We start from the raw sequence: 25040 nt of genomic DNA on the forward strand, positions 1-25040 counted from the left end.
AAGGGATGCGGGCTCCCTTATGCAGCCATAAGGCGATCCGCTAGCCGTACCAGCGAGAAGCTAGCGGGGCGTCGGCAAGCCTGCTGGCAACACCTTCCGCGCGTACCGAACCACCGCGGTGAGCAGCGCAGCAATGACGACCAGACCGGCAGCTTCAACAAGCCACACGTTGGCACCCTGCTGCATCGCTCCAAGCACAGTGAGGTTTGTGAACCCGTGGACCAGGACGGCCACCACCCACGCCAGCGCACGCTTCTGCTTCTCGACGCCCATCATGATGATCAAGGAGCACATAATATGCAGGCCAATCGCCCAAATACGCTCTACGCCACCTGCTAAAAACTCCGTGGCCGGGGTTTGCGTAAGTGCCGTACGCATCTGCTCAGCTGCCTCCGGCGGCAGCGATTTGGCCACCACGTCCCACTTGTCCATATTGATCATGAAAGACATGGCGAGGTTAAAGAACATCGTCATGCCCACCAGCAGCAGGGCTTCAATCCCACCGTGGCCCAGGCCAAAAGCCACACCGTCCACCAGACGATGCAGCCCCTTGAGCAGCAGCAACATAAACACCAGGCGCGCTGTTTCCTCAAATAACCCAGCGGAAAAACTAGCTACCGGAATGGAACTGACGAACTTTCCCACAGGGTCCGGCGCCAACCCAGCTAGCAGCGACATCAGCGGCATCCGCAGCACCACCTGCGACACAAAAAACGCCAACATGCCCACCGCGAATGGGAGCATGACCTGCTTATTACGCCGAGCAACCGCGACAATGCCGCCGACAGGAATCGCAATGCACAGCAGCAGCGTTGCCACCATGCACGCTATAGCAGTAGTGGAGACCATTTCCATTCCTTTCGTTTTCTACGCAGTTTATGTTGCCCTGGGGGTGTGCGCACTTTGTTATCTCCCGGTGCCTCGCTAGCGCAAAACCCGGGAAGCATTTCCCGGGTCTCGGTAACTTTTTGGACTTCACACTTGCTATATCGCTGTTTTTGGCCCAAGATCCGGGGAATGCTTCCCGGGTTTTAGCCAGTAAAGCAGATCTTCACCTAGCCCCCGAAGGGCCCTTACACATCCAGCCCCTCCTTGAGCCCTGCGATGATGAATGCGATTTTGCGGTCCAGCCAGCCACGGTCCAGCCAGGAATCCTCTGGTGCGAAGAACGTGGTGGTGTCTGTAGCCTCCTCACTCATTTTTTGAAAGTCTCGCCGGACTGCCATCAGCTGGTAGTGGGTTGAAATTGTGGTATCAAAAATGAAGTCCAGCGCAAACTCAATCCGAGAGATATCCCCGGGGAAACCGCCTTCCACCAGGCGCGATGCTTGTGCTTGGAAGAAATCTTGCAGCTGCACGACAAGACCTGGTGAAGTAATGAATGTGTGATCGAGCCCTGGATACTGTTCCATGAGATCCCACAGGCTTTCCGCGGCTTCTACCAGCTGCTTATCCCACGCTGCGACCTTAGAGCTATGTTTCAGCTGCCCCAAGATTCGGCGCAGACACATCGTGACCAGATCATCCCGGGAGGAAATGACCCGGTAGAGCGAGGAGGTGCCTATCCCCAGGCGCTTGGCTACACCGGCCAACGTAAATGTGTCCAACCCTAGCTCCAGCGCAGCAGCAACGGCGTCTGCTTCGCTGAAGCGAGGTTTAGGACCAGTGCGTTTTCCCACAGATACCATGATGAGCATATTAACTGCTGGATAGCGCCCAGCCACGCGCTGCTTCACGACGCTTCCAAAAGTGCTGGTACACACCAGGGGCGTCATAAAGCTCATCGTGAGTTCCTACCTGGCTCACGCAACCATTGTGGTCCAGGACAATGATCTGTCCGGCAGATCGGATGGTGTCCAGTTTGTGTGCGATCACGATGAAGGTTGATTCGCTTCGCAATTGGTCCATAGCGGCGAGGATGTTCGCCTCATTCTCGGCGTCGAGTGCCGAGGTAGCTTCGTCGAACAGCACAATGGGCGCTTGTTTCAGCAAGGCTCGGGCTACAGAGACGCGCTGGCGCTCGCCTCCGGAGAGGAGCCGCCCGCCCTCGCCAACCGGAGTTTCCCAACCGAGTCGTTCGGCAATGGAGGTGACGCCGGCAAGTTCTGCAGCACGGTACACATCCTCGTCGCTGGCGTCGGGGCGGCCGACCCGAATGTTGGATATCAGGGAGTCATCGAAAAGATAAACGTCCTGGAAAACCATGGATAGTCGGGACATGAGCTGTTCGGTGCCGAGTTGGCGGATATCGACGCCGTCGACAAGCACCGCTCCTGAATCGACGTCCCAGAATCGCGAAATCAATCGAGCAATAGTGGTCTTTCCGGAACCGGACGGACCCACGATGGCTGTCACGGTTCCCGGTTCTGCCTTGAAACTCACGTCATTCAGCACTTTCCTAGCGCCGTAACCGAAGGTGACGTTGCGCAGCTCGACGCTGCCCGAGCCATCACCCAGTGTTGGCTCGGCGGGCTCCGGCAGTGAAGGAGAATCAGTTATCACAGCAGTCTCAGCGATGGCGACGCGGGCCACATCCAACCCCACATAGGAAGAACCAATCTGCTCCAGGGAGCGGGTGAAACGTAAGCTGATGCCAATGATTGCGATGGTCTGCAGCGGTGACAGCGCGCCTTCGGTAGCCAGGCCAGCAGCGACGGTAATCAACGCGACAACAAAAGCCTGGACAACTATTCCATTGAGCAACAAGGCTAAGGTGGAGAGCCACAGCTCCCGAACCCGCGCCTTATGATCGGATTCCAGTGCCTGCTGCAGTGGCGGAAATTCCTGGGAGCGTCCCGCGGCACGAAGCGCAGCTTGGTAGCTCGCAAACTCCACGATTCGATTGGATAGCTCCTTGTTAGCGGGCAGCGCACGCTCCGAGGCCTGCTGCCGAATCCACGCAGCAAGCTGCATGATGCCGAGCGCAAACGGGGCAATGATCAAGAAAGTCAGCCCCAGCCGGGGATTCCAAACCCATGTGCCAACGAGCAGCGTTATCAGGGCTGCGCCGTCACGGTATATGGTGCCCTGAATATGAGCTACTACTTCAGCGGCCTGCATGAAACGGTCAGATACCAGGCGCGACAGTCCGCCAGTTTGCGCGGGGCCAAACCAACCGAGTGGCAGTGTGGCGAGTTTGTCCCCCACGGTCCTATGCGCAGTGCGTATGAAATCCAGCGCGTTGTGGTAGGACGCCATCGTGGCGAAGAACCGCAACGCAAAAGCCACGATTGCAATGCCCAGCAACGCCCAAAGCCATGAGGCAAGCGCTGAGCCAGCAACAAGTGCACTGGTCAGGGGGAGCAAGGTGAGGACGGCCAGGCCGTCGAGAAGCCCAACAAGCAAGGTCAACAGCCTAAACCTTTTGCCCAGGCGATGGCCCTCGGGGCTTTGCAGCTTCGCCATGCTGCGAACGAGGAAAGGATCACGAAGACGCGAGCTAGACATTGGTGGTCTCCTTCACAGGGTCGAGCTGAATGATCTGGTCCACTCCTCTGATGGACTCTGGTTTGTGAGCGATAACCAGCACGGTTTTGCCAGCTACCAGCTCAGTGAGGGCCGCTTGAATTTCCGCTTCGCAATCTGGGTCAGTTGAGGCGGTAGACTCGTCCAGGATCAAGATCGGGGTATCTGCCACGATCGCCCGGGCGATGGAAATTCGCTGCTGTTGGCCTCCCGATAGCGAGGTATCTTCTCCCACGATCGTGTCGAGCCCGGCTGGCAGCGCGCGGATATCCTCAGCAATGTGTGCAGCCTGTGCTGCCTCCCAGATGTGCTCATCGGTGACCTCTGGCCGGGCGAGGCGAATATTGTCGCGGATGCTCATGCGCAACAGCTGCGGATCTTGCAGTACGAACGCCACTGTGCGGTACAGGCTGTCAAAGGTGAGCTCGCGGATATCAACGCCATCGATGGTGACTTTCCCGGAGTCAGGATCCTGGAATCGTGCCAACATTGTGGCCGCGGTGGACTTACCCGAACCAGAGGGGCCGATCAGTGCTGTTACCGTGCCAGGCTGCAGCGTCGCGGTGAAGTCTTGCAATACCGGGGTTGTGGGATCGTAACCAAAGCTCACCGCATGAAACTCCACAGTCTTGTCTCGCTTGCTCGGATCTAGCTCCACTGTCCCTTCTGCCACTGGTGAAATGTTCATTACTTCCTCCAGGCGCAGTGCAGCATTTCCAGCGAGCTGGTACGACCACATCATCATGCCCACCGTCTGAATAGTGCCGGGAATAACAAGCGCAATCAGCGTCGTTGCAATGACTTCAGCCACCGTGACTTCACCCGTGGCGACCAGCAGCGATCCCCCACCGACATTGATGAGGAGCAGCACAGGAACCGCAATCACCGATTCAGAAATTGCACTCACCCGGAGCAACGGCTTAACCCACTCGTAGTAGAAGTCTGCGAACCGCGCCGCCGCATCGAGATACCGGGCATGTGCCTTGCCCACGGTACCAAATGCCTTCACAACGGAAATCCCCTCAGCAAACTCCACCGCGGTGGCCGAAACCTTAGCGAGGTAGCCGTCCATCTCAGCAGTCTTGGCCCCCATGTCCTTCATGGAATACGCCTGAATGGCCAGATAAATGGGGACCGTAGCGATGGAAAGCAAACCCAAACGCCAGTCCAAAATGAACGCGTACACCAGCAGAGACAGCGGGGTGACGATCGCCGCGACGCGCTCCACCGGGGCATGCGCGACAAGAGTGTGCAAAGTAAGCGTGTCATCTTCGATGGCCTTGCGTACCTTGCCCGAGTTGGTCTGGCTAAACCAAGACAGCGGTGCCCGTGAGATAGTGCTGGTAATCCGGTGGCGGATAATGCCCACTAGCTTTACGTCCGCAAGGTGGGTGATCAGCAGCGCCAGAAAATAACACCCCAGCTGGCCCAGGAAGGCGATAATCAGCCATTTCGCTATGGTCTTGGCGCGATCGGTCTCGCCGTCGAAAAGCGCGCTGCCCAATACCACCAGCGCGACGTACGGTGCTACGGCGAGCAGCGAGGAGATCAGCGCGAGCAGCTGCCCAAAGTAGATAGTCGGCTGCACTGGTGCGAGGAGTTTTTTCAGCGCGACTTGACCGGCCTTGAGCTTCGCCCGCGAGGCGTCCTGTGGTGTGTCAGACATTTCGTTGTCCTTTTCTATTCACTTCATTCAAATCAACAATGTGGGTAGCGGATTCTTTGATGAGTTCGTGGTCATGCGTAATGACAATGACCACCGCGCCACTGTCCGCCAGGGAACGCAGCAGCGTGGATATGGACTGCAGGTGACGCCAGCCCACACCGGAGGTAGGTTCGTCAAACACGTACACCTGGGCCTGCTCTGCCTCTGCGACGCCGATAGCAAGACGCTGCCGTTGACCCCCGGAAAGCGACTGGGGATGGCGGTTGGCAACGTGCTCTAGCTCCAGGGAGCGCAGGATTTGGGGAACATCTACCTGGTCGCGCTTCTTTTTGCTCAAACCCAAGGTGACCTCTTCGGTCACCGTCGCTGCGAAAAGCTGCCGTCCGACGTCCTGCATCACCAACTGCGACGCTTTACGACGCGCCCCTGCCCCAATTTCCTCACCGCCCAGGCGGATACTGCCACCGCGCTGCGGAGTAGCTAAGCCACAAATGATCCTGGCCAGCGTGGTTTTCCCAGACCCATTGGGGCCGATGAGCGCTGTGACCTCACCGGCACGGAACTCCACCTGATCAATGTTCAGAACTTCGCGTTTGCCGTAGGAAAAACGCACGTCATGAAGCTCTAAACCAGGTGCGTTTGATCGCATCGACCCTGTGGGTACCGGCCTCGGCTGTCGGCATAAACTCCGCAGGCCCAGTTGTCGGCGCGTTTCATCACTTAATTGGAAGAATTCATCCGCGGTATACCGATGCATTATCTGCCCGCTGTGTAGGTAAAGAACGTGGTCAGCAATACCTTTCAGATAAAACAGCCGGTGTTCTGCAATAACGATCGTTTTTCCCAGCTGTTTCAGACGGCGCAGCGCGTCGGTTAAGGTATCGATGCTCTCGGTGTCGAGATTTGAGGTTGGTTCGTCGAGAAGCACCAGCCCGCCCGGTGAGACTAACGCGCACGCACACGCCACCGTTTGCAACTGCCCACCTGATAGGTGCTTGAGTTTGCGTCCACGCAACTGTTCAATTCCGAGCGCCCTTACCGCGGTCTGGATTCTGCGCTCGATTTCTTCCGGCGCAATACCAAGGTTTTCCAGTCCAAAAGCAAGCTCCGCATCGACGCTTTCGGTGAAGAATTGGGTGCGCGGGTTCTGGAACACAGTCGCACTAAACTCAATCGCGCGGGACAGCGGCTGCTCCGCCGGCACAATCGCGACCTCGTTACAGATAACCCTTAGGTCACCGTTAAGCTCGCCGGGGTGAAAATGCGGAATAAGACCGTTCAGTAGCTTCAGCAGTGTGGATTTCCCAGAACCTGAATCGCCCGTGACCAGCACACACTGTCCAGGCTCCACATCAAAGGTCACATCCGACACCCCGGCATCGCTAAGACGTGCCCCCTGCGAATAAGTAAAAGTTAGATTCCTGGCAGATAGTCTCGTCATGGCAAAACCTGCACTGGAAGCCACACGGAAGCAACGATGAGCCCAAGCACGCACAGCGCAACGGCGTCGGCAAGCTTGAAGGAAAGGCCAACCGTAGTGGAGGGATAGGCAGCGCCACCCAAACCTCTCACCAGCGCGGAGGATGCCAGCTCATCACCCGCGCGGACGACAGCGCCCAACAACGGAATAACGAGCATGGCCGATGACTGAGTAGGTTGTGTGACCCAACTTTTGAAACCAGGTTGCAGGCCGCGAAGAATCATCGCGTCACGGATTGCGCGAGCCTCAGTAGCGATGATGGGGAGCACACGAAGAAACACAGCCGGAGGTATGGTTGCCCAACCAGGCAGACGCATCCGCCGAAGCGCTGAGGTGAGTGTAGAAGGGGTCAGCGTCAAGAGTGCAAAGGCACCGATGGACATGCTGATGGTGAAACGGCTAAACCACGCGAAAAGAGTGGCGCTGAACGCGAACAGTTTCGAAGGTGGCAGTTGCAAAAGGCCCCAGTAGCCCAGGTAAAAGAAGCCAAAGACCAACAGGGCGAGGAGTCCATAGCGGGGCTTGATCGTGGCTAAGGCGAGGGCGCTCGCTGCAATACAAGCCAGCAGTGTCGGAGTCGAGCCGTAGCTGAGTGCAGTTAAGTTGATGAGGAAAACGGACAGTAAAACCGTTCTGGGGTCCAGCTGGACGCGACTCACAGCAGACCAGCGCTTTCAAAATGCTTGCGACTCACCCGGAGCCCAATGATCCCGCCGATGATGCCGAAGATGAAGGCACCAATCCCGAGGATCCCAATAGTCCACGGCTGGAAGATTTGCGCCATCGCATCAGCGTATTGCTGGCCCATCTGGTCCGCGATGTTTACGTAGTAGGAATCAGTGTCCAAGATCAACGGTACGAATGGCATCGTGATCCACGTACAAAACACGGCGTATGCCAGCGGAAAGGTCTGATTGATGCTCAACCTGAGCTTGGTGAGGATAAGGTCAGCGAAGAACCCCAAAACGAGGCAACCGAAGAGGGACCAGGCGTAGTGTCCAGTGAGCATGAAAGCCACACCGTTGATGCCGCCGAGGATCGTGAGAGCGCCAAGCTTCGGTGTGCGTGCAACATACAGTGCCAGCACGATGCCGTTGACGATCACTCCGATAGCCCAGCCCACGAACATGAACTGCGGGCCGGCAAACCCCACCATGCCGGTAACAAATGTGAGGACAAAGTACAGCGCGGAGAAGATGCCCGCATTTATCAGGTCCCTCGTAGTGAGCGTTTGCGAAGTTAATTTCGAAGTCATGAGCTACCTCAGGTGCAGGTCGAATCCAATTCTTTATGTGAGCCTACCCTAACCCCGAACTATGTTCGGCGTTAAGGCCTAGGGTAGCTAACGGGGGTGATTGATCGCCATTGCCCAGCAAACGGCCACTTTGCATCGGATGCATCCGCGAGCGTGGTGTATTCAGTGACCTGCGATGCCCGTGCCGTTAAACGATAAAGGCGGTAATCTCAGGTACCTTTCGATCCCAAGATCGGATGCCTGAAAACTTGGCCCTGATGTTGGTTGTCTGGAGGCTTGGCCCCGACATTACTCCCCCGAGGTTGCTCCAAAAATGCCTCCACGACCCCGAACTTCGGGAGGGTAATGTCGGGGCCAATGCATAAGCAGCCCGTCAGGCCCATTCTCAACCAACCAGCCCAGAGTCAATGTCGCGCCCACTTCCACCGCCAAAGCTCAACTCTCACACATTGAGGTGGAAGACCGAGAACAATTTCCCTACCGCCTAGCAACACCAACATCGAAATACGTCAAGGTGCCATCAGATAGAAGCAGCGCCGAACGGACCACGGTTCTTTTCTTGATCTGTAAAACTCGGGAAGCATTCCCCGGGTTTCGGCAACTTTTTGGGCTTCACATCTGCTATTTCGCTATTTTTGGCCCGAGACCCGAGAAATACTTCCCGGGTTTCACGAGAAAATTAGGCTTAAGTAGCAAGACCAGGGTCAAACGAGAAAATCAGGCTTAAGTAGCAAGACCAGGACCCCAAAGACCCCAGCGACACCACCCCAAAAACAAAAGAAACCGGGGGCCACACTCAAAAAGTGTGGCCCCCGGCCTTAGCGGCTAACTAACCGCTCATTGTGGGCGAAGGGGGACTTGAACCCCCACGTCCTTACGGACACTGGCACCTGAAGCCAGCGCGTCTGCCATTCCGCCACTCGCCCGAGCAACATCAATTGCGACTCGTCTAACTTAGCATGCACTACCGGAAAAGTTACAAATCGGCAGGTAGATAGGCAAAAAACCCAACAGGAAACCGGAGTATTGGGAACAAACCCCTATACTGGACACGTTAAGCATAGAGGAAGGAGGTGCGCCCGTGGGTTTGATGGATCGTTTTGCCAAGCTAGATTCGGCAATGCAGCGGGGTCTGGATAACGGCTTAGCTCGGGTTTTTGGTGGCCAGCTGGTCCCGGCAGAGATTGAAGAGGCCCTGAAGCAGGAGGCGGATGATAACCGTGTCCATACGTATGAAGGGTATGTCGAGACCGCAAACCGCTATGTCGTGCACGTGTCCCCGCAGGATTCCACAAATTTAAGCGAGCAGCACCCAAAACTTGCTGAGGGCTTTACGGATCTGATGCAACGGCATATCCGGAACCAAGGGTGGATGGCCGCTGGCCCGGTCTCTATCACTATTGTCGCTGATGAGGCCCTGAAAACTGGCCAGTTGAAGGTGGAGTCCTCCACCCACATTCCGGAGGTGAAACCGGAGCCGGCGCCCCGGAGCGTCGGTAAGCAGCATGTCAACCTTTTGCTGCAGGACGGTTCCAGTCGCACCTACGCCGTCCGGGAGGGTTCGAACATTATTGGTCGCAGCTCTGACGCTGACCTGCGGCTGCCGGATACGGGCGTGTCCCGCGAGCATGCCGAAATCACATGGAATGGTGAGGATGCAGTGCTCACAGACCTGCAGAGCACGAACGGCACCACGGTCAATGACATGTCGGTGGACAACTGGATGCTCGCGGATGGCGACGTGATTACGCTGGGGCATTCGCGCATCGAAGTACGATTTACAAAGGGTTAAGCATGGACATCGGTATTTTGCTCATATTCCGGGTTGGCCTGCTCGTGCTGTTGTGGCTGTTCATCCTCGGCATTGCCCACACCTTGCGCAAAGATGCGAACATCTCGGCTGGCGCTGCGGTCGCACAGCCACGGCCGATGCTCCCGAAGAAGAGCCAGCGCGGTGCCCCCCATCTCCTGAAGATCGTCGAAGGCCCGCTGGCAGGCTCCCATATGGATGTCTCCACTCTCCAAGAGGTCACCTTGGGCCGCAGTAAGGATGCTGACTTCGTGGTTGGCGACGACTACGCCTCCGGCCGGCACGCTCGCCTCTTCAAGCGTGGCAACGACTGGTTTGTGGAGGACCTCGCGTCCCGCAACGGCACGTTCCTGTCCGGAATGCGTATTGAGCAGCCAGAACGTGTCCGCCTAGGCAGCGACATCAAGATTGGCCGCACTACCGTCAGGTTGGAGCCGTAAATGCTGAAGCTTAATTACACCGTCGCCTCCGACCGTGGCCTGGTGCGCGGAAACAACGAGGATTCCGCCTACGCCGGCCCGCACCTGCTCGCACTTGCCGACGGCATGGGTGGCCACGCCGCAGGCGAAGTTGCCTCACAAATCATGATCAACCACCTGCGGGTTCTCGACGCAGACCCTGACGACAACGACATGCTCGCCATGCTCGGCTCCATCGCCGACGACGCGAACATCGCGATCGCCAGCGAGGTCGACGCAAAACCAGAGACCGCAGGCATGGGCACCACTTGCACCGCGCTGCTTTTCGACGGCACCCGCTTCGGAAAACTCCACGTCGGAGACTCCCGCGGCTACCGGCTCCGTGGCGGCACACTAGAGCGGATCACCCGCGACGACACGTACGTCCAGTCCCTGGTGGACGAAGGGGAATTGGACGAAGAGGACGTCTCCACCCACCCGCAGCGCTCATTGATCTTGAAGGCATACACGGGCAACCCGGTAGAGCCCACGCTGGAGATCCTCGACGCTCAGGTAGGCGACCGTATCCTGCTGTGCTCCGATGGCCTGTCTGATCCCGTCACCCACACCACCATTGAGCAGGCACTAGCCGAGGGCACCCCTCGGGAAGCTGCCATCCGGCTGATCGAGCTCGCACTGCGCTCCGGTGGCCCCGACAACGTCACCGTGGTGATCGCCGACGTCATCGAATCCGATGACTACACCGGCCCGGAGCTGCCTATCACCCCCATGACGGCGGGCGCGCTGAACGCCGGGGAACCGGAGGAACCACGCCCCGACACTGCCGCGGGTCGTGCTGCCACCATGGTGGAACGCACAAAACAAGAGCGGCAGCCACAGGTCATCGAGCCATTCGAGGTCCCGGAGGCGGCGAACACCGCCAAGCGGAAACCCTGGATTGGCCTGCTCGTAGCCCTCGTCGTGATCGGGTTGCTAGCAGGCCTTGGTTACTTCGCAGTGCAGCAAAAGAAAAACACGTTCTTCGTGGCCACCACGGACGCAGGCCACATCGTGGTCGAGCAGGGCTTTGACAAGACTGTCTTCGGCAAGCCGTTGCATGAGGTGTACCAGGTCGCGTGTTTAGACCAGGATGGCAAGCTCAAGATCGTCGATAAGGGCGAGGGCGGTTGCACCCCGTTCGTCCTGGACGACGTGAAGCCGGACGCGCGGGCGTCGATAAGCGCCATGCCTGCCGGCCATTACGACGACGTCATCCAGCAGGTACGCCGGCTTGCCGACGAACTTCTCCCCGTGTGCATTAAGCCCGAGGGAGGCGAGTCGGCCACCGACCTGAACAAACCTGGCCAAAACTGCCGGGAGGTGGCGAAATAGATGTCTGTTTTTCAGCGTTTGACGTCCCGGCGTCTCGAGTTCGGCCTGCTCATTCTGGCCGCCATCATTATCGGCGTGGCCATGGTGAACCTGGAAATTGCGGTGGGCAACGAGCTGACCAAGGATGTCCTTTACATCATTTTCGGTTACATCGGCGTGTTCACTGTCGCGCACCTCTCGCTGTGTTTCCTGGCTCCGCTTGCCGACCAGATCATGCTCCCCGTCGCTGCCCTGCTCAACGGGCTTGGCCTGATCATGATCTACCGGATTGACGCTGCCAAAGAAACAGCGCTTGCCACCCGCCAAGTGATGTGGACCCTCGTCGGCATAATCATGATGGTGCTGGTCATGGTCATTATCCGCGACCACAAAGTGCTGTCTCGCTACTCATACATCTTGGGTGTTATCGGGCTGGTTCTCCTCGCCCTGCCAATGGTTTGGCCTATTCAGCCTGACACTGTCGCCGACGCGAAAATCTGGATCACACTCGGCCCCTTTTCCATCCAGCCGGGCGAATTCTCCAAGATCTTGCTCTTGCTGTTTTTCGCACAACTATTGGTTAACAAACGAGCCCTGTTCACCGTGGCGGGCTACCGCTTCCTCGGCATGGAATTCCCACGCCTGCGAGACCTCGCACCCATCATGCTGGTGTGGGCAATCGCGATGGTGATCATGGCCGGCGAAAATGACTTCGGCCCCGCCCTACTGCTGTTCGCCACCGTCCTCGGAATGATCTACCTGGCCACGAACCGGGCCTCCTGGCTGCTCATCGGCCTGCTGCTGGTGGCCATCGGCGGTTTCGGTATCTTCCAAATCTCCAACAAAATCCAGGCGCGTTTCAGCCTGTTCCTGGACCCGGTGGGCAACTGGGAGACCAGCAGTCAGCTCGCCCAGGCGCTGTTCGGCATGTCCTGGGGTGGGATCATGGGAACTGGCCTGGGACAGGGTTATCCCCACATTGTTCCTGTGTCCTGGTCGGACTTCATTTTGTCTACCGTAGGCGAAGAACTGGGCCTGGTTGGCCTCTCGGCTGTGCTCGTGCTGTTCATGGTTTTCGTCTCTCGTGGCATGCGGACCGCGCTGCAGGTGAAGGACTCCTACGGCAAGCTCGTCGCCGCGGGCCTGTCCCTAACGCTGGTGATCCAGATTTTTGTGGTCACCGCGGGTATTTCGGCCCTGATGCCCATGACGGGTCTCACCACGCCCTTCATGTCAGCTGGCGGTTCCTCACTGATGGCGAACTACATTCTGCTCGGCCTCGTGCTGCGCATTTCCGATTCCGCACAACGCCCCTACAGCCAAGGCGCAAAGGTAGTGGCCAACCACGATGACACCAGCACCCAGCTCCACGAGGCGGTGCGCTAAATGAACCGATCCATCCGCAACTCCGCTGTCTTCAGCGTGGTCCTCGTCCTCATCCTGTTGGTGAATCTGTCCATCGTGCAGGTGTTCAAGGATGACGAATACGCCCACAACGCCCTCAACCGGCGTGGCTACTACAAGATGCAGCTCATCCCGCGCGGCCAGATTTCCGCCGGCGGACAGGTTCTCGCACAGTCAGTGGCCAACGAAGATGGCTTCTACTCCCGCCAGTACCCGAACGATGTCACCCCGTATGGCGCCACCCTCGGCTACCTTTCCGAAACCTATGGCGCCTCCGGGTTGGAGTCCTCCTACAATGATGTTCTCAACGGCACTGACTCTTCCCTCTTCGCTTCTCGCTGGTGGGACACCATTACTGGCAAGGAACAAACTGGGGCGTCGCTGAAACTCACCCTCAACCCGGCGGTGCAGGAAGTGGCCTACAACGGTCTGGCTAGCCGAGGCTATGAAGGCGCTGTGGTTGCCATCAACCCCAAAACCGGTGAAATCCTGGCCATGGCTTCAACTCCGTCCTACAATCCGGCAAGCATCGAGGACGACTGGTCACAGATCAATGCCCAGGCGGGCTCGCCGCTACTGAACCACGCGACTCAGGAGACACTGCCCCCAGGGTCCACCTTCAAGGTGGTCACCACGGCTGCCGGTTTGGCGCATGGCTACAACCCGAACTCACCGGTCACCGGGGCATCCCAAATTACTCTTCCTAACACAAACGCCACCTTGGAAAACTACGGTGGCCAGTCTTGTGGCGGTGCGCAGACCACGCTGCGCCAGGCGTTTGAACGCTCCTGTAACACTGCCTTCGTGGAGATGGGCATCAATATCGGTGACAAGGCGCTCACCGAAGCCTCGGAAAAGTTTGGGCTTGGCCAGACCTATGATCTGGGACTGCCGATGAGCCCCGGCGCGATCGGAGACCTCTCTGATCCCGCTGCTCGTGGCCAATCGTCTATTGGCCAGCGTGACATCTCCATGTCTGTGCTGCAGAATGCGGTGGTCGCCGCGACTGTGGCGAATAAAGGCAAGCGGATGGAACCGCACCTGGTGTCCGAGATCCTCGGCTCTGACCTGCGCTCGATCAAGAAGACGAAGCCGAAGGAGCTCAACGAGGCCATCTCCCCGGAGACCGCGGCGACCCTCACGGAGTTGATGAAGGGGTCGGAGCGGATGACTGCCGGTGCTACTGGCGCCGACATTGCCTCCAAGACGGGTACCGCTGAGCATGGCGAGGATTCGCGTAACTCGAACCCGCACGCTTGGTATATAGCCTTTGGGCCTACCGCAGATGCGAACGTTGCGGTGGCGGTTGTCGTGAAGAATGGCGGCGACCGGGGTCAGGCCGCTACGGGCGGTTCCGTAGCGGCCCCGATTGGCCGTGCTGTTATCGATGCTGCGCTGCGGAGCGCACGCTAAGGAAAGGAAGCTCTCATGACCTCCTACAACACCGAAGGCATCGACGCCCTCCAGCAGCTGATCGGCGAGAACTACCGCCTGCAGTGGATCGTCGGCCACGGTGGCATGTCCACTGTGTGGCTAGCCGACGACCTCCGGCGCAACCGCGAGGTAGCCATCAAGGTCCTCAAGCCGGAGTTTTCTGACAACCAGGAGTTCCTCAGCCGGTTCCGCAATGAGGCTCACACGGCAGAGCAGATTCAGCATCCGAACGTAGTGGCCACTTACGACTATTCCGAGCTCACGGATGACCGTGGTCGCCAGTTCTGCTACATCGTCATGGAGTTCATCCGAGGCGAATCACTCGCAGATCTCCTGGCGCGCGAGGGAAAGCTGTCCGAAGACCGGGCGTTGGGGATTATCGAACAAGCAGCACATGGCTTAGCGACGATCCATGCCATGAATCTGGTCCACCGCGATATCAAGCCAGGCAATATCATGATCACCCCGGATGATCGGGTGAAGATCACTGACTTTGGTATCGCAAAAGCCGCCGCTGCAGTCCCCCTGACCCGCACCGGCATGGTGGTAGGTACCGCCCAGTATGTGTCTCCGGAACAGGCGCAAGGCCAGCAAGTTACTGCCGCCTCGGATGTCTATTCCCTGGGTGTGGTTGGTTTTGAGCTGCTTTCTGGCAACCGGCCTTTCACTGGCGATTCATCGGTATCTGTGGCGATATCCCATATTCGCGACGCCGCACCATCGTTAGATGTGTCGGTTTCTGCTCCGGCCCGCGAACTCATCGCCATTGCGTTGCGGAAGGATCCGGCGCGACGCTTCGCCGAGGGTGGCGCTTTCGCGGCAGCTGTTTCTCAGGTACGACTCGGTCGGCGACCACAGGATCCCAGCCCAACACCGGTGGCGGAGCCACACTACGCGCCGACTAACACTGCTACCACCGTGATGCCGGTGGGAACCCCTGCGGAAGTGCTGAAGAGCTCCACCACAGAGGAGCCACAGAAGTCTTCGAAGGGAGGCTGGATTGCGGTGGCCGCACTCGTGGCACTTATCGCTGCTGGTGGTGGCGCATATGCGTTCTTGGCCGGTGGCAAGGACTCAGCCCCTACGCCTACTCCAGCCCCAGTGACGGTTCATGTGACGACACCAGCAACCTCGTCTGCGCCGGTTGTCACCCAGCCACCGTCGACACGTCCGAAGAAGACAACGTCTCCTGCGCAGCCAACCACCATTTACGAAACTTCCGAACCGGCACCGGAATCTACCCCAACGCAGCAGGCACCGACGAGTGCGCCGAAGCCAACCAGGACGCAGGCGCCTCGTACCACCGAACCGCAGGTGTCCGTACCTGAAGAGCCACTACCGACTGAGACTGTGGATTTAGAAATACCAAATTTACCGTCGTTGTTTAATAATGGATAAGTCAACTACTTGTTAAGGAAGGAGGATCGGCACAGTGCCACTTAGTTCGCTAGGCGCCCGCTATGAGCTCGGGGAGATGATCGGCACGGGCGGAATGTCCGATGTCTATCGCGCGAAGGACACCCTTCTCGGCCGTGACGTCGCAGTGAAAATCATGCGTGCCGATCTCGCCCGGGATGAAGGATTCCGGGAACGGTTCCGTCGTGAAGCCCAAAATGGCGGCAGCCTCAACCACCCTGCCATCGTGTCGGTGTACGACACCGGCGACACCGAACTTCACGGCGTCACCGTCCCGTACATTGTGATGGAGTTGGTGGTGGGCAAAACCCTGCGCACCATCATCCGCGACGACGCCCCACTCCCACCCGAGGACGCCGCCGGCATCCTCGCCCCAGTCTGCGAAGCGCTGCAGGTCAGCCACGACGCTGGCATCATCCACCGCGACATCAAACCAGCCAACATCATGGTCACCCCATCCGGCGACATCAAGGTGATGGACTTCGGTATCGCACGGGCACTTGGCGACGCCACCAGCGCCATGACCGCCACCGCCGCCGTCATCGGCACCGCCCAATACCTCTCGCCGGAACAAGCACGCGGCAAAACAGCAGACGCCCGCTCCGACATCTACGCCACCGGCTGCGTCTTCTACGAGCTGCTCACTGGCCAGCCACCATTCTCGGGAGACTCGCCACTTGCTGTTGCCTACCAGCATGTTCAAGAGGATCCTATTCCGCCCTCCGAACGAATCAACGGCCTGTCCCCCACCGTCGCTGTGAACGTAGACTCGGTGTGCCTGACCGCCATGGCCAAGCACCCCGGCGACCGGTACCAATCGGCAGCCGAATTCGCGGAAGACTTGCGTCGCATCCAGCGCAATTCGGTAGCAATGGCCGCGCGCAACCACCTCAATACCGATCCGGTTCCTACCGACCCTCCAACCCAAATCGTGGAGACAGTGCAGGCACCACCAGCGCCAGCAACAGCGGCAACGATGGCATCCACGACAGCTTCGTCAGTGCCTTCGTCGTCTGCACCTTCGTCGTCAGCACCGAAACGCCACCGTGCAGAACCCGAATCCAAGCGCCCATGGGGAACGATCATCGCCACCATCGCCGTGCTCGGCGCCCTGGCCGGTGGTGGCTACTGGGCCTATGACACCTTCTTCCTGGAAAACACCAAGACCTCCCGCTCCGTGGCGGTCCCTAACGTCACAGGGCAGCAGGAAGACCAAGCAATCGCACTGCTACAGCAGCGAGGTTTCCAAGTGGAGCGGCAGGATGAGGCCAGCCCCACCGTGCCCAAGGGCACCGTGATCGCTACCAACCCGGCAGCAGGATCGCAGATCCGTGAAGGGGCAACCATCATGCTCATTGTCTCTTCCGGCAAGGAGATCGTGGAAGTACCAGACCTTGCTGGTAAAACCACGGAGGAAGTGACCACCATCCTCGGTGAACTCGGCCTGCAACTCGATACCACCGTCAAACAGGAATCCTCCGATACCGTCGAAGCCGGCCAGGTGATCGAACAATCACCAGGCGCCGGATCACAGGTGTCGAAGGGCTCTCGGGTGTCCATCACCATCTCCAAAGGCGTAGAAGAAATCCGTGTCCCCGACATCACCGGGATGAAATGGGACAGTGCCGAGGAAAACCTCACCGCACTCGGGTTTGTCCCACAGGTCCGAGTAGTAGACGCCTCCGAACCAGACGGAACCGTCATCGGCATAGCGGAAGCCGGGCAAAAACTACCAAAGGGCTCTGCGGTGACCGTCACCATATCCAACGGAGCAGCCGTGAAAATGCCATCACTGCAGGGGATGACGCCTAACCAGGCGCTGCGCGCTCTACGCGCAGCCGGCTGGACTGCGCCAAACACCTCATTGCAGCAGCGCACTGTGGCCACCACTGCGCTGATCGATCAAGGAAAAATCGCCAAGCAAGACCCTCCAGCAGGAGGACCACTCGGCAAAGACGCACTCGTCTATGTCGACGTGTACGAATTCCAACTACTGCCATGAGCACCCTAATTGCCCCCACCAGGTGCTCCTGGCAGAATGAAATCCAATTAAACGCACAAAGTCCCACAAAGGTGAAAAATGCCTAAAGCAAAAGCTTCTCAAACCTCTAGCCCGGTAAGCTCTTCCGCAACCAGCCGAACCCCGGTAAAGATCAGCTCCTCCGGCACCCCACTGTGGTACAAGATCATCATGTTCGGCTTCATGCTCGCCGGACTACTCTGGCTCGTAGTGAACTACCTCGCCGGACAAGACATCTCCTTCATGCGCGAACTGGGACCATGGAACTACGGCATCGGCTTCGGACTATTCATCATCGGGCTACTGATGACCATGGGGTGGCGCTAGAGACATCAGCGTGTCGGATTTGGTAATGCAAACTGACGTTTTAGTGAGCTAGAGGTCAATTTGCTTTACCAAATCCGGCTTTTGCTTTCTCTGAGGTAAATTACACACATGCTATTCCACCCCTGTGGATAATCTTCAGTAAGTTATCCACAGGCTGGGGACAAAACTGTGAATAGCACTCAGAGATACGAGTTTCCACATTTTCCACAGCCTGTGGATAACTCTGTGTACTACTTGTCCACTACCGCACTGTTGTGCGAAGAATCGCGCAAATTGCCTGGATACTAGCAAGGGAGCGAACGACTTTTTCGGAAATTACAAGAATGTAGTTATCCACATTGTGGATAACCTCTGGGGATAACTAGGCATAAAAATTCCCCACCGGGTGGGTGGGGATAACGTGTGTATGGAGTTTAAAGGGCCCAAAAACCGCTGGTGGCGAACAACGAGATTTTCCACAGCAATAGGACAATGAACCCAAGCCCGATTCCCGATATGGCCACCCACCGATACGCGGGGGAAGAAAACTGCAGGCCAAACGACAAAACTAGCCCCGCCAGCAATCCCCCCATATGCCCCCATAGCGATACCGTGGGCGTTATCAGGGTGTACATGATGTTCGCGAGGATGAGTACCAGTGGGCCACGGAGGTCACCACCGCGGCGACGCACCACGAATAAGAACAGCACCATGAGCGCGTATCCCACCCCAGAGGCACCCACTGTGGAGGCGAGTGGATCCATCCACACGGTTACGGTGCTGGCACCTATCGCGGCAAAGAGCCAGACCAGCAGATACAACCGGGAGCCGTAACTTATCTCCACTTCCCTGCCTAACAGAAACAGCAGCACCAGGTTGAGCGTCAAATGCGCTGGACCTAAATGCATGAAAGCTGCAAGGAGCGCTCGGAGCGGCCCTAACGGCGAGGTCATCAAGGGAAGATACAAAAGTGAGGCATTCCCCAAGGATGAACCGGAAAGGTTTTCCATTAAGGACAGCGACTGCAGGGCCGTTGCCACATAGGCGACAATCATGAGGCTGCAGAAAAAGACAGTAACTGGGGCTTGCCGCCACCAAGCTTTCAGCATTTAACGCTCCACAAAATGACAAAAGCTTGCCGGCCGACGGCGTCGACAAGCAAGCTCAAGCAGGTTGAAACAGAAAGTTAGGAGATCGTGATGGAGTTAATCACAACGTCCTCGACAGGGCGGTCCATCGCGCCGGTTGCGGTGGTAGCAATCTTGTCGACGACCTTCTGGGACGCTTCATCGGTCACCTCACCGAAGATGGTGTGGTTGCCGTTCAGCCACGGGGTAGCCGCCACGGTGATAAAGAACTGGGAACCGTTGGTGCCAGGGCCCGCATTGGCCATAGCCAGCAGGTAGGAGCGGTCAAAGCGCAGCTCAGGGTGGATTTCATCGCCGAACATGTAGCCCGGGCCGCCACGGCCAGTGCCCGTTGGGTCACCGCCCTGAATCATGAAGCCGTCAATAACGCGGTGGAAGATAGCGCCATCGTAGAACGGGCCTTCGTGCGTACCGGACGCGTTTGCAGCCTGGTATTCCTTAGTGCCCTGAGCCAGGCCAACGAAGTTAGCCACGGTTTCTGGTGCGTGGTTGCCGAACAAGTCGATGACAATGTCACCGTGGTTAGTGTGCAAAGTCGCGGTTGTGGTCTTTTGAGTCATGGGCACTATGTTACGTCATTCTCCGTCGCGATTCCTGCATTGTCGCTACGCTTGAAGCAGAACCTAATTACGTGAGGAAAGAGGAGTTACGAACAATGAATAACAATGTCCGCCTCGCCATCAAGACCACGCGAGCTGCTATCGACGCGGTCAATGACTACCGGACCCGCAAGGCTGCCGAGGCATACGATGCGCTCTCTGAGGTCGCCGAGAATTACAACCTCTCCGAGCTTGCCGACCAAGGTAAAGCACTGCTAGATGAAAGCCGTGACTCTGCAGCCAAGGTTGCAGAAAACACCCGAGTTCGCCTGGAGAAGGCCCGCGCTGAAGCCAACGCTTCAGAACGAATCTCTGAGCTGCGCGATTCCACCCGCAAGGCATCCGAGGAGATCGCCAAGAAGGCCGACAAACGCGCCGTCAAGCTAGGTCTAAAGAAGGCTCCAAAGAAGAAGTGCGGCAAGTTCAGCGTCATCGCCCTCGTCACAGCACTGCTCGGTGCCCTGGGTGCCGCTCTGTACTGGTTCGTGTTCCGCCCAGAAAAGGCAAGTACCGTGCCACCACGCGTGGAGGAACACGCTACCGAAGGTTCCCGCCTGGTCTACTCCACTGTCACCCCTAACGAATCAGAAGTGTCTGCGGAGTTCCTGCAGGACCTGGACAAGCAGCTGGCTGAACACAAGGCCCAGGACGAAGAAGCCGAGGAGGCCACCGAAGAGGCAAACGTCTCCGAGCTGAACTCCCTTGAGGACCAAGCAGAAGACGCGGAAAAGGACTTCGACGGACGTTAGGATCCGCGTAGCATCCTCACGTCGGGTGCCGGTAAGGTAGCCGGCACAATGACGACGTGCCCGTGAAGCAGATGGACGGTCACTGCGATGCCGAAGGCGTCTTCGATTAATTCGCTGGTGACTACCTCTGCTGGTTTTCCCATAGCGACCACCGCACCGTCCCTCATGACGATGAGGTGGTCTGCGTACCGCACAGCTTGTTGTAGGTCATGCAGCACCGCAACTACTGTGCGGTTTAGTTGTGTCACGAGCGCTTTCGCGAGTTCAAGCAGCGCGTACTGGTGGGAGATATCGAGATAGGTGGTCGGCTCGTCGAGAAGCAGCATCGGCGTGTTTTGAGCGAGTACCATCGCGAGCCACACCCGCTGTCGCTGCCCACCCGAGAGCTCCGTGACCCGCTGCTCCCCCAACCCCGCAACATTCGTCGCTTCCAGCGCGGCCTCCACCGCCCGGGAATCTTCCGCAGACCATGGCCGGAGCAAGCTTTGGTGTGGGTACCGGCCGCGCCGCACCAACTCTGCAACGGTGATATCCGGCGGAGTCACCGTCGATTGGGGCAGCAACGCCAGCTGCTTTGCGACGCCCTTGCTCGGCATCGTGTTCACATCACAATCGCCTAAAAACACCCCACCCGCGGTAGGCTTCAAAATCCGCGCAAAGCTCTTCAGCAACGTCGACTTACCGCAACCATTCGGCCCAATGATCGCAGTGAATGCCCCACGGGGGATGGCCACCGACAAATCTTGAGAGATCACATGGTTGTCCCAGGCCAAGGTGGCGTTTTCGGTGCGCAGTGCGGTCATGAATACTTCCTTGCAGAGTGAGCGATAATGAACAACAAATACAGACCTCCAATGACTACCGTCACCAGGCCGACGGGCAGTTGCACCGGGTGAAAGAGTCGCTGCGCCAAAATATCGGCAACTAGCAGCAATAAGGCCCCCACCAAGCCCGTGGTAACAAGCGGAGTTCGTTGCGCACGGGTGATTCCCTGCGCCAGGTGAGGCGCCGCGAGCGCCACGAACGACACGGGACCAGCAACCGCGGTGGTAGCTGCAACCAACACAATGCCAACAAGTAGCAGCACCAACTTCAGCACATTAGTGCGCAGGCCAAGGCCGGTAGCCGTGTCGTCTCCCAGTGCAAGCACATCGAGCTGTCGGCGCAGCAGCAGTGCCCCGACACTCACCACCGCCAAGAACACACAAGCCGGGAAGGCAATAGCCCACCTCATTCCGTTGACGGAACCGGCTCCCCAACTAGCGGCGGAGAGCACCGTGTCTAACTCACCACGGGAAATGAGCCACCGGTTGAGCGCAGACAGCATCGCCGACACTCCCAGGCCCACCAGGATGATGCGCAGGCCGTCGATACGCGCGCGCACTGACAGCAGCAACACCGCCACCGCCGTAACTAAACCACCAACCAGTGCTCCTGCCATCTGGTAGACGAATCCGCCGTAGCCAGCCAACAAAGCGACGATAACGCCGGTGTACGCGCCCGCAGAAAAACCAATGATGTCCGGCGACCCCAAGGGATTGCGAGTAAGCGACTGGAAAAACGCACCGCTGAGCGCCAAACCGGCCCCAACCAGCACCGCGGTCACCACACGCGGGGCCCGCCACTGGAAGATTACGGTGTGTGCTAGTCCGGTATCAGGACCGAACAACGCCGCCCACGCAGAAGCCCAGTTCATCCCCGCACCAGGCAGCACGAGCGCTACCACGGCCACCAGAACCACAGCACACGACAATCCAAGAGGTACCCGCATCAGATCCCCTTTCGGCGCTGCTGAGCATAGGCAATGAGGAACGGCGCTCCCACGAAGGACACCACAACCCCAGCCGCTAATTCACCCGGCAACAACAATCGCCCAAGGACATCCGCAAGCACCAGCACCAGCGGACCTAACAGTGCAGAGACCACCAACAGTCGGCCAAACGACGGCCCCACCAGCCACCGCGCCACATGTGGCACCAGCAATCCCAAAAACACAATCACGCCGGCTGCCGCAGTGGCAGAGGCCGCCAGAATCACAATGGCGATGAACGCCATCAGACGGGTCTTGGCCAGCTGGGCGCCCAACGCGACCGCGGTTTCCTGCCCCAGTTGCAGGGCTCCCAGGCCACGGATGGCCATGAGCCCCGGCACCACGCCCACGAGCAGACCCGTGCCCACGAGGTACACCGGTTGATAGGAACCAACATCAACGCTTCCCACCATCCAGGCGTGCAGCCGATCGAAAGCTCGTGGATTGGTCAGCGCAAGACCGTCCCCAACCCCACCAAGGATCGCGCTCAATGCGACCCCGGCCAGTACCAATCGCATCGGATCAGCGCTTGCCCCTTTGCCGCGACTCAGCACGTACGTACCACCGCCAGCCAATACCGCCCCGCACAGCGCTAAGGTGAACAGCATCAGCGGGGTATCTGTGACACCGAGTGCCAGTCCTAACACGATTGCGAAGGCAGCCCCGGAGTTGATCCCCAGCACACCGGTATCCGCCAGCGGATTGCGGGTAAGGGCCTGAATCAGGGCTCCCGCCAAACCCAACGCCATGCCCGCGAACATGGCCACGAGAGTTCGTGGGATGCGACGATCCCACAGAATGGCAGACACCGGATCCTGTGACCGATCGCTCAATGCGTTCCAGACCTCATGAATGGGTATGGCTCGGGCACCTGTGATGAGGGACAAAAGCGTCGATAAGCACAGTGCCCCAAGCGCGAGAACTATGACCAGGGTGAGTGGCAAGCGTCGGTGAGAAAAAAACACCCGCCTAGACTACCCGACATGCTAAAGGTTAGGCTAACCTATTTTTCATGTCTTTTATCAAAGCTCTTCCAGCGCTGCTTATCACCGCCGCGCTTGGACTCACTGCATGCAGTACACCCGCAACAGAACCCAACACCAGTGCCGTAAATAAGGACGTGGCAACCGGCGGCTCCAAGTTCGGTACCGCCGACATCGAGACGGCCAAGTTTGGTAGCGATGCGGAGCCTGGCCAGTTCCCCCGCACTGTCAAACACGCGGCAGGAACCACCGAAATCAAAGAAAAGCCGAAGCGCATCGTCGTGTTGGAAAACGGTGAGCTCGACGGAGTGCTCACGCTGGGCATCACTCCCGTCGGCATGACCACCTCCAAGGGCGAAAACCCCATCCCGTCTTATCTGGCGGACAAACTGGAAGGGGTCACCACCGTTGGCACCATCAACGAAGTCAATGTGGAAGCTATCGCAGCACTGCAGCCGGATCTAATCCTGGGTAACCAATTGCGAGCAGACAAGCTCTATCCACAGCTTTCCCAGATTGCCCCTACGGTATTTTCCATCCGACCCGGTTTCCCGTGGAAAGAAAACTTCCTTCTCATTGGTGAAACCCTTGGTATGGAAAAAGAAGCAGAAGCGAAGCTGCAGCAGTACCATGAGGCTGTCTCAGGGCTTGGCAATTCTGTGCCAGATGGAACGACGGTTTCCCTCGTTCGCTTCATGCCGGGCAAGCTTCGTCTTTATGGCCGCAAGTCTCTCATCGGCGTGATCTTGCAGGATGCTGGGCTGGTGCGACCAGCAGAGCAAGACATCGATGAGCTTGCTGTAGAGATCTCTCCGGAAACCATCGACAAGGCAGATGGCTCGATCATCTTCTACACCTCCTATGGCACTCCCGCAGCCACCGGAGAAACTGCCGTGATCGAGAGTTCCTCGTGGAAAGCGCTCCCCGCGGTAGCCGAAGGCAAAGCGCATCGCGTTAACGACGACGTGTGGTACCTCGGCCTCGGCCCGACAGGCGCCATGCAGATTGTCTCCGATCTGAAAGAACTACTGCCCAAGAAATAGGCAACAAGTGGCCCGGCTTCACGCCAGGCCACTTTTACTAATTCCTAATATGAGCCACGCATGGTGATGAAGTAACCACCAGTGAGGTTGTTCTTAGCCACGCCGATACCCATCGTCTTGGCATAGGGGCTCAAAATGTTCGCCCGGTGCCCTGGGGAGTTCATCCACCCATTAACAGCATCCCGAGGGTTGCGGTACATCACAGCTACGTTCTCCAGATCAGATACCTGCAACGCAACCGGGTCATGAGCTAGCACATCGCGGTTGGCGCAGGTCTGAGACCAGCCACGAGAAATATCGGACAGGTACTGGTTCCACCCCAGTGGCGCCAAACCATGCGCAACGCGGATGCCGTTAATCTGGTCTGCGATGTCAGCTTCTGCTGCGATGAGGTTTTCTGCAGCGAAACCCGGGAGGATGAAGGCATCTGCGGCTGGAGCAGTTGCAACTCCGACAGTGAGAGCGAGTGCTGCTGCGGTGGCATTAATAAGTTTCTTCATCATCCGGGGCTCTTTTTCTAGGAGAGATTTTCTCTAACGCTTTTAATGAAACACCAGGTAAAGAAGGTTTCAGCCAGAATATGATCAGGGTTTACCAAGATCTACACATCTAATTTGCTAAATTGCAAAGGCGCATTCCAAGCACTACCCGAGAGTTCGATGTGAATGTGGCTGCACTTGTTT

General features: G+C 58.1%; 23 protein-coding genes and 1 tRNA gene. 10 read left to right on the forward strand and 14 right to left on the reverse strand.

What is annotated here, in order from left to right; translation table 11 throughout:
• Positions 1-60 precede the first annotated feature (60 nt).
• From ACZ6ZO_RS03155 to ACZ6ZO_RS03190, 8 genes are all read right to left on the reverse strand, one after another.
• Positions 61-849 (reverse strand): YhfC family intramembrane metalloprotease, encoded by a 789-nt coding sequence (locus ACZ6ZO_RS03155; protein WP_465290492.1) that lies wholly within the window; start codon positions 847-849, stop codon positions 61-63.
• Between the two features lie 224 nt (positions 850-1073).
• Complete coding sequence (locus ACZ6ZO_RS03160; protein WP_465290494.1) at positions 1074-1736, reverse strand: TetR/AcrR family transcriptional regulator; 663 nt, start codon at positions 1734-1736, stop codon at positions 1074-1076.
• The gene (locus tag ACZ6ZO_RS03165; RefSeq protein WP_465290496.1) at positions 1699-3447 is read right to left on the reverse strand and encodes an ABC transporter ATP-binding protein; all 1749 of its coding nucleotides are present in this window, start codon (positions 3445-3447) and stop codon (positions 1699-1701) included. The genes ACZ6ZO_RS03160 and ACZ6ZO_RS03165 overlap by 38 nt, the downstream gene beginning before the upstream one ends.
• A complete protein-coding gene (locus ACZ6ZO_RS03170) occupies positions 3440-5131 on the reverse strand; it encodes an ABC transporter ATP-binding protein (protein ID WP_465290498.1) in 1692 nt (563 codons plus the stop codon). Before ACZ6ZO_RS03170 ends, ACZ6ZO_RS03165 begins: the two co-directional genes overlap by 8 nt.
• A complete protein-coding gene (locus ACZ6ZO_RS03175) occupies positions 5124-6572 on the reverse strand; it encodes an ABC transporter ATP-binding protein (protein WP_465290500.1) in 1449 nt (482 codons plus the stop codon). Before ACZ6ZO_RS03175 ends, ACZ6ZO_RS03170 begins: the two co-directional genes overlap by 8 nt.
• A complete protein-coding gene (locus ACZ6ZO_RS03180; protein WP_417926215.1) occupies positions 6569-7270 on the reverse strand; it encodes an energy-coupling factor transporter transmembrane component T family protein in 702 nt (233 codons plus the stop codon). The genes ACZ6ZO_RS03175 and ACZ6ZO_RS03180 overlap by 4 nt, the downstream gene beginning before the upstream one ends.
• The gene (locus ACZ6ZO_RS03185; RefSeq protein WP_465290502.1) at positions 7267-7866 is read right to left on the reverse strand and encodes an MptD family putative ECF transporter S component; all 600 of its coding nucleotides are present in this window, start codon (positions 7864-7866) and stop codon (positions 7267-7269) included. The genes ACZ6ZO_RS03180 and ACZ6ZO_RS03185 overlap by 4 nt, the downstream gene beginning before the upstream one ends.
• 843 nt (positions 7867-8709) lie before the next feature.
• Positions 8710-8792, reverse strand: a tRNA-Leu gene (locus tag ACZ6ZO_RS03190).
• A gap of 164 nt (positions 8793-8956) precedes the next feature.
• On the opposite strand from ACZ6ZO_RS03190, the gene ACZ6ZO_RS03195 reads away from it, so the two are divergent.
• The 8 genes from ACZ6ZO_RS03195 to crgA all read left to right on the forward strand — a co-directional run bounded on the left by ACZ6ZO_RS03195 (position 8957) and on the right by crgA (position 18046).
• Positions 8957-9658: a DUF3662 and FHA domain-containing protein gene (locus tag ACZ6ZO_RS03195; RefSeq protein ID WP_465290744.1), complete on the forward strand. Its 702-nt coding sequence runs from the start codon at positions 8957-8959 to the stop codon at positions 9656-9658.
• A gap of 2 nt (positions 9659-9660) precedes the next feature.
• Positions 9661-10116 (forward strand): FHA domain-containing protein FhaB/FipA, encoded by a 456-nt coding sequence (locus ACZ6ZO_RS03200; RefSeq protein ID WP_465290504.1) that lies wholly within the window; start codon positions 9661-9663, stop codon positions 10114-10116.
• Positions 10117-11466 carry a PP2C family protein-serine/threonine phosphatase gene (locus tag ACZ6ZO_RS03205; protein ID WP_465290506.1) on the forward strand — a complete coding sequence of 450 codons (1350 nt, stop codon included), beginning with the start codon at positions 10117-10119 and terminating at the stop codon, positions 11464-11466.
• Positions 11467-12831, forward strand: coding sequence for an FtsW/RodA/SpoVE family cell cycle protein (locus ACZ6ZO_RS03210; RefSeq protein ID WP_182385127.1), 1365 nt, complete (start codon positions 11467-11469; stop codon positions 12829-12831). It begins immediately after the preceding gene.
• Positions 12832-14262 (forward strand): penicillin-binding transpeptidase domain-containing protein, encoded by a 1431-nt coding sequence (locus ACZ6ZO_RS03215; RefSeq protein WP_208768334.1) that lies wholly within the window; start codon positions 12832-12834, stop codon positions 14260-14262.
• Positions 14263-14277: 15 nt separating this feature from the next.
• Positions 14278-15681 carry a serine/threonine-protein kinase gene (locus tag ACZ6ZO_RS03220; RefSeq protein ID WP_417926249.1) on the forward strand — a complete coding sequence of 468 codons (1404 nt, stop codon included), beginning with the start codon at positions 14278-14280 and terminating at the stop codon, positions 15679-15681.
• A gap of 34 nt (positions 15682-15715) precedes the next feature.
• Complete coding sequence (gene pknB / locus ACZ6ZO_RS03225; protein WP_465290510.1) at positions 15716-17701, forward strand: Stk1 family PASTA domain-containing Ser/Thr kinase; 1986 nt, start codon at positions 15716-15718, stop codon at positions 17699-17701.
• A 78-nt stretch (positions 17702-17779) separates the two neighbouring features.
• A complete protein-coding gene (crgA, locus tag ACZ6ZO_RS03230) occupies positions 17780-18046 on the forward strand; it encodes a cell division protein CrgA (RefSeq protein ID WP_465290512.1) in 267 nt (88 codons plus the stop codon).
• Positions 18047-18459: 413 nt separating this feature from the next.
• Here crgA and ACZ6ZO_RS03235 read toward each other — a convergent pair whose 3' ends face one another.
• Both ACZ6ZO_RS03235 and ACZ6ZO_RS03240 read right to left on the reverse strand, forming a co-directional pair.
• Positions 18460-19134 carry a rhomboid family intramembrane serine protease gene (locus tag ACZ6ZO_RS03235; protein WP_465290514.1) on the reverse strand — a complete coding sequence of 225 codons (675 nt, stop codon included), beginning with the start codon at positions 19132-19134 and terminating at the stop codon, positions 18460-18462.
• 77 nt (positions 19135-19211) lie between these two features.
• On the reverse strand, positions 19212-19733 hold the full coding sequence (locus ACZ6ZO_RS03240; protein WP_465290516.1) for a peptidylprolyl isomerase: 522 nt from the start codon (positions 19731-19733) through the stop codon (positions 19212-19214).
• 95 nt (positions 19734-19828) lie between these two features.
• Between ACZ6ZO_RS03240 and ACZ6ZO_RS03245 the strand changes: the two genes are divergently transcribed.
• On the forward strand, positions 19829-20521 hold the full coding sequence (locus ACZ6ZO_RS03245; RefSeq protein WP_465290518.1) for a hypothetical protein: 693 nt from the start codon (positions 19829-19831) through the stop codon (positions 20519-20521).
• Here the strand turns inward: ACZ6ZO_RS03245 and ACZ6ZO_RS03250 are convergent.
• From ACZ6ZO_RS03250 to ACZ6ZO_RS03260, 3 genes are read right to left on the reverse strand one after another with little or no spacing between them, the layout of a single operon-like run.
• Positions 20518-21324: an ABC transporter ATP-binding protein gene (locus tag ACZ6ZO_RS03250; protein ID WP_465290520.1), complete on the reverse strand. Its 807-nt coding sequence runs from the start codon at positions 21322-21324 to the stop codon at positions 20518-20520. The two genes, ACZ6ZO_RS03245 and ACZ6ZO_RS03250, sit on opposite strands and share 4 nt — an antisense overlap.
• Positions 21321-22292, reverse strand: a complete 972-nt coding sequence (locus tag ACZ6ZO_RS03255) for a FecCD family ABC transporter permease (protein WP_465290522.1) — start codon at positions 22290-22292, stop codon at positions 21321-21323. The genes ACZ6ZO_RS03250 and ACZ6ZO_RS03255 overlap by 4 nt, the downstream gene beginning before the upstream one ends.
• Complete coding sequence (locus ACZ6ZO_RS03260) at positions 22292-23296, reverse strand: iron chelate uptake ABC transporter family permease subunit (protein WP_465290524.1); 1005 nt, start codon at positions 23294-23296, stop codon at positions 22292-22294. The genes ACZ6ZO_RS03255 and ACZ6ZO_RS03260 overlap by 1 nt, the downstream gene beginning before the upstream one ends.
• A 47-nt stretch (positions 23297-23343) precedes the next feature.
• On the opposite strand from ACZ6ZO_RS03260, the gene ACZ6ZO_RS03265 reads away from it, so the two are divergent.
• Positions 23344-24357: an ABC transporter substrate-binding protein gene (locus tag ACZ6ZO_RS03265; RefSeq protein ID WP_465290526.1), complete on the forward strand. Its 1014-nt coding sequence runs from the start codon at positions 23344-23346 to the stop codon at positions 24355-24357.
• 44 nt (positions 24358-24401) lie between these two features.
• Here the strand turns inward: ACZ6ZO_RS03265 and ACZ6ZO_RS03270 are convergent, their stop codons facing one another.
• Entirely contained in the window at positions 24402-24860 is a 459-nt protein-coding gene (locus ACZ6ZO_RS03270) for a CAP domain-containing protein (RefSeq protein WP_465290528.1), read from the reverse strand.
• Between the last annotated feature and the right edge of the window lie 180 nt (positions 24861-25040).

The sequence above is a fragment of the Corynebacterium sp. NPDC104732 genome (assembly GCF_055583565.1).

Coding starts and splice junctions, on each gene's coding strand:
- ACZ6ZO_RS03155 (WP_465290492.1), bottom strand. CDS start 849: ATGGTCTCCACTACTGCTATAGCGTGCATGGTGGCAACGCTGCTGCTG.
- ACZ6ZO_RS03165 (WP_465290496.1), bottom strand. CDS start 3,447: ATGTCTAGCTCGCGTCTTCGTGATCCTTTCCTCGTTCGCAGCATGGCG.
- ACZ6ZO_RS03170 (WP_465290498.1), bottom strand. CDS start 5,131: ATGTCTGACACACCACAGGACGCCTCGCGGGCGAAGCTCAAGGCCGGT.
- ACZ6ZO_RS03175 (WP_465290500.1), bottom strand. CDS start 6,572: ATGACGAGACTATCTGCCAGGAATCTAACTTTTACTTATTCGCAGGGG.
- ACZ6ZO_RS03185 (WP_465290502.1), bottom strand. CDS start 7,866: ATGACTTCGAAATTAACTTCGCAAACGCTCACTACGAGGGACCTGATA.
- ACZ6ZO_RS03195 (WP_465290744.1), top strand. CDS start 8,957: ATGGATCGTTTTGCCAAGCTAGATTCGGCAATGCAGCGGGGTCTGGAT.
- ACZ6ZO_RS03200 (WP_465290504.1), top strand. CDS start 9,661: ATGGACATCGGTATTTTGCTCATATTCCGGGTTGGCCTGCTCGTGCTG.
- ACZ6ZO_RS03205 (WP_465290506.1), top strand. CDS start 10,117: ATGCTGAAGCTTAATTACACCGTCGCCTCCGACCGTGGCCTGGTGCGC.
- ACZ6ZO_RS03210 (WP_182385127.1), top strand. CDS start 11,467: ATGTCTGTTTTTCAGCGTTTGACGTCCCGGCGTCTCGAGTTCGGCCTG.
- ACZ6ZO_RS03215 (WP_208768334.1), top strand. CDS start 12,832: ATGAACCGATCCATCCGCAACTCCGCTGTCTTCAGCGTGGTCCTCGTC.
- ACZ6ZO_RS03220 (WP_417926249.1), top strand. CDS start 14,278: ATGACCTCCTACAACACCGAAGGCATCGACGCCCTCCAGCAGCTGATC.
- crgA (WP_465290512.1), top strand. CDS start 17,780: ATGCCTAAAGCAAAAGCTTCTCAAACCTCTAGCCCGGTAAGCTCTTCC.
- ACZ6ZO_RS03235 (WP_465290514.1), bottom strand. CDS start 19,134: ATGCTGAAAGCTTGGTGGCGGCAAGCCCCAGTTACTGTCTTTTTCTGC.
- ACZ6ZO_RS03240 (WP_465290516.1), bottom strand. CDS start 19,733: ATGACTCAAAAGACCACAACCGCGACTTTGCACACTAACCACGGTGAC.
- ACZ6ZO_RS03245 (WP_465290518.1), top strand. CDS start 19,829: ATGAATAACAATGTCCGCCTCGCCATCAAGACCACGCGAGCTGCTATC.
- ACZ6ZO_RS03250 (WP_465290520.1), bottom strand. CDS start 21,324: ATGACCGCACTGCGCACCGAAAACGCCACCTTGGCCTGGGACAACCAT.
- ACZ6ZO_RS03255 (WP_465290522.1), bottom strand. CDS start 22,292: ATGCGGGTACCTCTTGGATTGTCGTGTGCTGTGGTTCTGGTGGCCGTG.
- ACZ6ZO_RS03265 (WP_465290526.1), top strand. CDS start 23,344: ATGTCTTTTATCAAAGCTCTTCCAGCGCTGCTTATCACCGCCGCGCTT.
- ACZ6ZO_RS03270 (WP_465290528.1), bottom strand. CDS start 24,860: ATGATGAAGAAACTTATTAATGCCACCGCAGCAGCACTCGCTCTCACT.